The sequence below is a fragment of the Cecembia sp. genome (genome assembly GCF_007126775.1).
Taxonomy (GTDB): Bacteria; Bacteroidota; Bacteroidia; order Cytophagales; family Cyclobacteriaceae; genus Cecembia.
In genome coordinates this window covers 1-5,365 of record NZ_SLAP01000137.1, presented here as the reverse complement: position 1 = coordinate 5,365, position 5,365 = coordinate 1, and the positions used below count along the sequence as shown (strand labels likewise).

At 38.8% G+C, this 5,365-nt stretch carries 5 protein-coding genes; 2 read left to right on the top strand and 3 right to left on the bottom strand.

Annotation, left to right across the window (positions count from 1 at the left end; translation table 11 throughout):
* Positions 1 to 314 (bottom strand): TonB-dependent receptor plug domain-containing protein (locus QZT73_RS09310; RefSeq protein ID WP_291787776.1); only part of this gene is annotated, 314 nt, incomplete at its 3' end.
* A 246-nt stretch (positions 315 to 560) separates the two neighbouring features.
* Here QZT73_RS09310 and QZT73_RS09305 point away from each other — a divergent pair.
* On the top strand, positions 561 to 2,450 hold the full coding sequence (locus tag QZT73_RS09305) for a M1 family metallopeptidase (RefSeq protein WP_291784947.1): 1,890 nt from the start codon (positions 561 to 563) through the stop codon (positions 2,448 to 2,450).
* Positions 2,451 to 2,507: 57 nt separating this feature from the next.
* Here QZT73_RS09305 and QZT73_RS09300 read toward each other — a convergent pair whose 3' ends face one another.
* A complete protein-coding gene (locus QZT73_RS09300) occupies positions 2,508 to 2,954 on the bottom strand; it encodes a VOC family protein (RefSeq protein ID WP_291784928.1) in 447 nt (148 codons plus the stop codon).
* A 102-nt stretch (positions 2,955 to 3,056) separates the two neighbouring features.
* On the bottom strand, positions 3,057 to 4,697 hold the full coding sequence (locus QZT73_RS09295) for a S41 family peptidase (RefSeq protein WP_291784931.1): 1,641 nt from the start codon (positions 4,695 to 4,697) through the stop codon (positions 3,057 to 3,059).
* A gap of 151 nt (positions 4,698 to 4,848) precedes the next feature.
* Between QZT73_RS09295 and QZT73_RS09290 the strand changes: the two genes are divergently transcribed.
* Positions 4,849 to 5,365 (top strand): hemerythrin HHE cation-binding protein (locus QZT73_RS09290; protein ID WP_291787772.1); only part of this gene is annotated, 517 nt, incomplete at its 3' end.

The window sequence follows — 5,365 nt, the reverse complement described above, 5'->3', positions numbered from 1 at the left end:
CCATTAAGCAGCATCAGTGTTTGTTCGAAACTTCCCCCACGTATGCCGATATTGGCCTGCACACCACTCACACCCCGCTGCCTGACATCTACACCAGGGGTAAAAGACAGCAATTCCTGAATACTTCTTGCTGGAGTTGTCTCTATGGACTTTCTCTGGATGACAGCAATATTTCTGGAAACTTTACTGAATGGAATCTCCAGTCTGTTTTCCATTATTGTTATCTCATTGAGGTTTACATCAGTGCTGTCCACTTGGGCAATGGTTAACCCAGTACAACAAGTAATGAACAACCAGGTATAAATGAATTTCATTAAAGTTGTGGTTTTTTTAAAGTCGCGCAATTTAATCAGCTTTCTCATTAAATGGCAAAAAATGAAACTTATGAAATAGCTATGGATGACAATTTTGCGTATTTATCAAAATTCAGTTTTTTCTTCTAGTCCCAATCTTTATTTTTATCAGAATTAAAATTATGCTTTATGTTAAGATTTATAAGTGTTAAGGCATTTGCCTTTTTGATTTTCTGGGGATTAGGATCCCTTACAGTACATGGACAAATGCTAGTCTCGGACAATAGAGATGGTGTATTTACCGAATTTGGCTACCGTCAGGGGACTGCCTACAGAACAGCTTCAGGCAAACCCGGACCTTCTTATTGGCAAAATGGAGCCGATTATGTCATGAATGTGACTTTGGATGAAGATGAGCAAACCATTACAGGGAACGTGGTGATTACCTACAAAAACAATTCTCCTGAGACCTTGGATTTTGTATGGTTGTTATTGGAACAAAATAGATTTACCCCGGAATCAAGGGGGACTCTGACAACCCCCGTACAGGGCAATCGGTATAGTGGAGATATAGATGGAGGTTACCAGATCAGCGATGTTAAAGCACAGGTTGTTGGTAGGAATAAACCGGTATCTTCGGAGTATTTGATCAGTGATACCAGAATGCAGGTGACTTTTGCAGAGCCAATTCCTGCTAACGGCGGTCAGGCTACTATTTCAATGAATTTTGAGTTTAAAATTCCAGAAAGAGGAATGGATAGGATGGGTCGTTTGGATGTTGAAGACGGTACGATCTATTCTATGGCACAGTGGTATCCCAAAGTAGCGGTTTTTGATGATGTGACAGGATGGAACACCGACCCATATCTGGGTGCCGGGGAATTTTATCTTGGATATGGAGATTTTGAATATAAAGTTACCGTTCCTTATGACCACATTGTGGTAGGATCTGGTGAATTGATGAATCCTAATCAAGTGCTTACCAGGGAACAGCAGCGGAGAATGAAGGAAGCTTCCGAAAGTGATGAAAGGGTTTACATTATTTCTCCAGAAGAAATTACAGACTATGCCAATACCCGCCCCAAACAAGAAGGGATGTTGACGTGGCACTTTAAGATTACCAATTCCAGAGATGTGGCATTTGCCTCCTCAAAGGCGTTCATATGGGATGCTGCCAGGATCAATCTTCCCAGTGGAAAAAAAGCCATGGCCCAATCAGCCTATCCAAAAGAAAGTGATGGTCAGGATGCTTGGGGCAGATCCACAGAATACGGAAAAGCTTCTGTTGAGCATTATTCCGAAATGTGGTATGAATACCCTTATCCGGTAGCTGTTAATGTAGCATCCAATGTGGCAGGAATGGAGTATCCAGGTCTCAACTTTTGTGGTTATAGGGCAAAAGGCCAAAGCTTATGGGGAGTCACAGATCATGAATTTGGTCACAACTGGTTCCCAATGATTGTAGGTACAGATGAAAGAAGGCATGCATGGATGGATGAAGGCTTCAATACTTTCATCAACTATTATTCTTACTTGGCCTTTAATGAGGGGGAATACACCAATAATCTGATACAAACCAGAAGGTATTTGGGCTGGTTGACCAACTCTGAAAGAGAACCGACCGCTACCCATCCTGATAGGACACAATCCAGCAACTTAGGTATGGTGGCGTATTACAAGCCTGCTTTGGGTATGATCATGTTAAGGGAGTATGTTTTGGGTCCCGAGAGGTTTGATAAAGCATTCAGGTCTTACATAAAAACATGGGCATACAAGCATCCCCAGCCTACAGATTTCTTCAACCATATGGAAAACGTTTCGGGTGAGAACTTGGATTGGTTTTGGAAGGGCTGGTTTTATAGCAATGCCAATATTGACCTGGCAATTACTGGGGTCTATCCTTATGGCGCAAATTATGTGGTTAGCCTTTCAAATAAAGGAGAAATGCCCATGCCAGTTTTATTGGAAATCACCTACGAGGACGGTGAGAAAGAAAGAAGATTGCTTCCAGTGGAAATATGGTTTAAAGGCAATGAATGGAGCCATCTTTTGCGCGTAGATAAAAAAGTCGTTGCTGTGGAAATTGATCCAGATAAAATCATCACAGACATTAATTCAGGTAATGACGTTTGGCCATCTACAATCTATCAGGATTAACAATAAAAAAAATCACGCCAATTTATGGCGTGATTTTTTTAATGGATTTGTCTGGTTTTAATATTCATCATTGATTTCAATCCAATAACCATCAGGGTCACGAACATATATTTGTTTGATGCCATCAGGCCGGATATTTATCTTGCCTTTGTTGCCTGGCCAATCCTCAAATGCTACGCCCAAATCATTTAAATTATTTATAAAACCATCCATATCGGGTACGCTGAAACAAATATGGTTGTTTTTATTGATGGTGACAGGCTCCCAAGGTGCCTGAATAATGTGCATGGAAATATTGTTCCCAATATCAAACCAGGCATGAAGCCCATCTTTGAAAGGTTCATCTATTTCCTCGAATTGGAAGACAGAAGAATAAAAATCTGCACTTCTTTTTAAGTCTTCGACATATACTGCAAGATGGGTGATTTTTGCCTGGGCAATAGAAACATGGCTCATAATGCTCAACGAAAATATTGTCATTAATAAAACTGGAAAATTCTTCATAGGGAATAAGGGTTATCTGGGTTATTTTTTTTATATAAGAGAAGCCACTTTGGGCATTGTATAAAAAAGAGGAATGCGCTTAAGCATTCCTCTTTTTTGGCATTAATCAATCTCTGTTTTTGCGGCGAGAGCTAATTTTTCTGCTTCTTCAAATAAGTTTAAGGCCTGTAAATAAATCTCGTTGATATCATTTATAACCTTGTAGAAAGCATTATCATCAAAGATGTTTCTGCCCATATGCGCTTTGACAAGAATTTTTAAATAGTCTTTAGACTTATTAAAATCCTTTTCGTCAAACTTCACTTTATTTTTTTCACCTACCTTGACGAGGGTTTGGAGCATTTGATCAGAAACTTCAAAATCGGCGTAATAGCTTTCAAAGCTCATTCCTTCAAACTTCTTTTTATTTTTATCTAAATAATCAAGAATAAATTCTCTTGAAGAATCAGAGTTAAATAACCTATTGACATAAGCACTGCTCATGGTGGTATCAAGAGGAACAAAGAAATCAGGCATGATGCCACCACCACCATAAACAGCTCTGCCCGATACAGTTTCATACCTAAGGCTATCATTAAATTTGATGCTATCTGCGCTGAAAAATTCGCCATGCTCCAATCTTTCTCTCCAATCAGCGGAATAATCTAAATCCTCGCCATAAGGTTTTTGAATGGATCTTCCGGAAGGGGTGTAATATCTTGCGATGGTCAATCTTAATTCCGCGCCATCAGATAAATCTATGGGCATTTGAACAAGTCCTTTGCCAAAAGACCTCCTTCCAACGATTAGGCCCCTATCGTTATCCTGTAATGCACCAGCAACAATTTCAGAAGCAGAAGCACTTCCTTCATTGATCAATACGACTACAGAGCCTTCTTCAAATAAGCCCGGTTTGATTGCATATGCCTTTTGGTTATACCGGTTCATTTTCCCTTTTTGAGACACGATAAGAGCATTGTCATCGAGGATTTCATCGGCAATATTAATTGCGGCCCCCATATAACCTCCAGGATTACTCTGCAGATCAATAATAAGTTTGCTCATTCCCTGTTCCTTCAGGTCCTTGACGGCCTTTTTGAATTCCTCATGGGTAGTAGCTGCAAACCTTGTAATCTTAATATAGCCAATTTCATTGTTGACCATGTAAGTTGCATTAATGGAATATTGAGGTATTTTGTCCCTTATGATTTCATAAGGGATCAGTTCACTTTGGTTTTTTCTTTTGATATCCACATTCACCTTTGATCCTCTTGGACCTCTCAGTAAATCAAATACATCCCTGTTGGTTATTCCTGTACCGGCAACTGTTTTTCCATCTACACTGATTATCTGATCGCCTGATTGAATGCCTAGTTTCTCAGATGGGCCTCCGGTAAGAGGAGCCACAACGTAAATTGTATCTCTGATAATACCAAATTCGACGCCTATACCATCAAATTCCCCATCTAATTGAGATTTGGCCAAAGTGGCATCTTTGGCAGGGATGTAGGAAGAATGCGGGTCCAGTTTTTCCAACATCCTTTGGATGCCATATTCCACCAATTCATTGGTGCTGACACTGTCTACATAATCCCTATTGATATAAGTGATAATTTCCTGTAATTTATAAATGGCAGCCTTTAGATCATTTCTGTCACTTTTAGGTTCTGCAAATGTAGCACCAATCCAAATCCCCGCAGAAATGGCTAATGCTAGGATCAATGGCAACCGTATTTGCTGTTTGGTGTTCTTAATTTCGCTCACGTGTTCTTCCTTTTTAATGAAGTTACTTTGTAATATAATTCAATTTAAGATTAAACAGTATTTATGGGGATTTCGTTTTTATAAACGAAATAAATTCGATTTTGGTGGAAGTTTTGATCTATTTTCTTTAAAATAGATTAATTTTGTATTTATGATCAATTCCAGAAATATAGAAAAAAATCCCATCAAAGACATAGTTTCAGAGAATTATGTCTTTGCTGCAGTCCTGCATTATTTCGGAATTAGTTTTTTTCAATTTGAGCAAAATTCGCTTAAGGAAGTTTGTGAAAAATTTAAAATTAATCCCCAGCAGTTGGTCAATGAACTGGAAGAATGGGGCAAGCATAAGGAACCTGAGCAGGAAGAATTGTACTTGCATCCAATCGAAGTTCTTGTAGCTTATCTTAAGAGAAAGCATTATTATTTTGTAAGACAGGAACTCCCATTTTTGTCAAATATGGTTGCTGGAATTGAGGAAGAAGAACCAATTTATAAAAATGTCCTTTGTGATTTGCGCATCATGTTTCCCTTGTTTGTCGAGGATTTCATCCATCACATTCATGAAGAAGAGAACCGTCTATTTAACCGTATCAAGCTTTTACAGGAAATTGAAAATGATGAATTTGACTTGAAGGAATCACTTAAAATTTTGGAAAAAAGTCCGGTTG

Bases quoted from the DNA above. Each gene is read 5' to 3' on its own strand.
- QZT73_RS09300 (WP_291784928.1), bottom strand. From the start codon at position 2,954: ATGAAGAATTTTCCAGTTTTATTAATGACAATATTTTCGTTGAGCATT.
- QZT73_RS09305 (WP_291784947.1), top strand. From the start codon at position 561: ATGCTAGTCTCGGACAATAGAGATGGTGTATTTACCGAATTTGGCTAC.